At 51.3% G+C, this 2,573-nt stretch carries 3 protein-coding genes; all 3 read right to left on the bottom strand.

Annotated elements, in window-relative coordinates:
- Positions 1 to 368: 368 nt before the first annotated feature.
- Positions 369 to 1,319 (bottom strand): DNA adenine methylase, encoded by a 951-nt coding sequence (locus tag KF839_RS14710; protein ID WP_292918581.1) that lies wholly within the window; start codon positions 1,317 to 1,319, stop codon positions 369 to 371.
- Positions 1,316 to 2,296: a type II restriction endonuclease gene (locus KF839_RS14705; RefSeq protein WP_292918580.1), complete on the bottom strand. Its 981-nt coding sequence runs from the start codon at positions 2,294 to 2,296 to the stop codon at positions 1,316 to 1,318. The genes KF839_RS14710 and KF839_RS14705 overlap by 4 nt, the downstream gene beginning before the upstream one ends.
- A 32-nt stretch (positions 2,297 to 2,328) precedes the next feature.
- On the bottom strand, positions 2,329 to 2,573 hold a 245-nt coding region (locus KF839_RS14700), incomplete at its 5' end, for a hypothetical protein (RefSeq protein WP_292918579.1).

The following is a 2,573-nucleotide window of genomic DNA, read 5'->3' as shown; positions in this document are numbered from 1 at the left end:
AGTGTAGTTCGTCACGTGACGCGTGTCAATCGATGGTTTGCTACCGCCTAACGTGTGCCATCAGGTGCGTGCGTCGCATGAAGCCATGAGCGTGTTGCTGCGCGAAGGGCTCATCGTCGCGCCGTCGGCAGCGAGGGAGTGATGAGTGCAGTGGGGCGGGAACTGCGATGGCCGAACAGGCCTAGGCGCAGGATTGAGTGGTAATAATCGGTATTCAATAGAACGGAAACCGTCCGATGAGCTCGGGCTTTGATAGGCTGCTCTCGGCCAAGTGCGGAAGTTCGGGGCTAAGATCGCACCGCCATCAAGCGGTCCTCGGTCCTGCCGCGGCAACGTCCTGGCTGGGCGTACGGTTGGCCCGCTGCGGGTCAACCGTACGCTCCGGCCAGTTGTTGGGTGATGTATTTCTCCCGCTCCTCCAAGAGAACTATCTGCTCTGGCTTTGGCTGCAACCCGTGATTGTGCTTCTGGATATTTGCAGGAAAATTGAACACAAGTGCTTCCACGACAGACCGGCGATTTTCTATTTTGCCACCGGAGTGATAGAAGTGATCTCGCGTCACGATGTTAAACTTCCCCCATAGCGATTCCACAAATTGGTTGGCTCTGTAGTCGTTGTGATGCCACGTTGAGAGAATAAAGCGGGCGGGGCTGGTAGACAGCAGGGCATGAAGTTGCCGTTCGTTGTCTTCCGTCCATCCGCTGTAGTAGTCAACATATCGGCCGATGTATGGAGGGTCACAATAGATGATGTCATCCTCCGTCGCCTCTTCGATAACCCTCTCAAACGATGATACGCGGAGCGTCCATTCGGGTTGAATCAAGCACGCGACATCATGGACTTGATTGACAATCTTGGTGATGTAGGCCGGAGCAAATCGCTCTGGTTTCTGACAGAATGGAATATTCCACTCCCCCTTCCGGTTGAAGCGCATCATTCCGTTGAATCCCGCGCGAGAGAGGAAGAGGAAGTCCAAGGGGTCAAAATTCTTGTTGAAACGATCCTTTACTGCGCGGAAATGGGCGTACCCCTTGTCATCCGCAGTCGCGAGGAGTCTGCCTTCGTCTTCGAGGAACTTCCGAACCGAGGCTGGGGTGATGACTTTGTCTTTGACCGCCTGATAGAACCCAATCACATGCGGATTGATATCGGCGAGAAGGGCTTTTCGGAATCCAGAGTTGAAGGCCACAACGCCCGTGCCAAGGAAAGGCTCAATCCATCGCCCCTTCATGGCTGGCACCAAAGCCTGAATCCAAGGAACAAGTTTCGTCTTGATCCCTTGGCTCTTGATCGGTGGAACAATTGTTCTGTAGGTCATTTCCGTTTCGGCAGCGATTCAATGTACTGGAAGTAGGTCGCAATGTTCTTGAACGGTGGATCATCCATGTCCAATGCCTTTGCCATGTCTCGTGTCATGTAGGCCTGCCAATACGCGTCGAATAATGCTTTGCCGTCCTTCTGCTTGGTAAAAGGTCCCTCACCTTTCAGGAGTTCATCGATAACAGCCGTTGATCCGATGTTCTTGGTGTTGCCGCTTCCTGGCCGATCTGTCGCAATCCGCCATTTTTCTTGCACGAAGAATTTGAAGTCTCTGACTACGGACATGATACGGGACAAGTCGCCAAGTCCGTAGGTCTTTCTTTCGTCGAGTTTGCTCTTGGCCACGATGTCCAAGATCACATCCGCGCTCACCGACAGTTCTGTCATTTGCTTCTGGAGAGCATCAAGTAGCGTTTTCTCCGTTTCGTCATCTGGTGTGGAAAGCTGGTCCTCCAATGCTTTTCTGATGTTGTTGTTTAGAGTAAAGCCTTTTTCCGCAAACTTGCGTTCACACTCGAATAGATCTGTCTTTGTGTAGACGATGCCTAGAACGTAGTGAGCGTCATATTCGCTGTACGGATACGTTATGTTCTTCGTGGACGTGCGATTGCGAAAATAGCCTGTGAATGCTCCGAGCGTAAGTCCGTTAATCCTTGTGGGGCCAGTGCGGTAACTGCTCTTCAGATCAAGCGCAATCTTGCGACCTGTCTTGCCGTGTACAAACGTAATGTCGGGGTAATGATTCTGATGAGTTGCCAAGTCCATCCCATAACCGTTGTCCGTCGCGAACTTGGCCAGAACGGGGAATATCATCAGCTCAATGATTTTCGATACGACCTTTGTGTCGGTGCTTATCGTGTAGATGTTCTTGTAGATGTCGATGAAGCCTTTGACAGTCCATTCCGACTTGTCAGTCGCGACGACGGCGAAGAAGTCCGTAAAGCATTTCTCCAAGGCGGCTTTGAACTCGTCCATACGCTGTTTCCTTTTTATCTTTTGCTTGCGTTTCATATTTGTCCTGTCACCCAACCATGTTTAAGCCGATCCGCATGAGCGCCGGATCTGCCATTTTTTATCTGTATCACACGCCACTTCTGTTCGTGAACAATACGCCATAATCGCCGTTGGTTCAATGAGTTGCGACTGAGGGTACTGTCCCAATTAGGACACTTCACCACAAGCCATGACAGCTTGCGTGTTGCAACGGACATGATTCGAATGTCTGATTCGGACAGTTGGAAAGACACATAAG

The organism is Nitrosomonas sp., from assembly GCF_019635155.1.
Taxonomy (GTDB): domain Bacteria; phylum Pseudomonadota; class Gammaproteobacteria; order Burkholderiales; family Nitrosomonadaceae; genus Nitrosomonas.
This window is presented reverse-complemented; position numbering and strand designations above follow the sequence as displayed.

Bases quoted from the DNA above. Each gene is read 5' to 3' on its own strand.
- KF839_RS14710 (WP_292918581.1), bottom strand. From the start codon at position 1,319: ATGACCTACAGAACAATTGTTCCACCGATCAAGAGCCAAGGGATCAAG.
- KF839_RS14705 (WP_292918580.1), bottom strand. From the start codon at position 2,296: ATGGACGAGTTCAAAGCCGCCTTGGAGAAATGCTTTACGGACTTCTTC.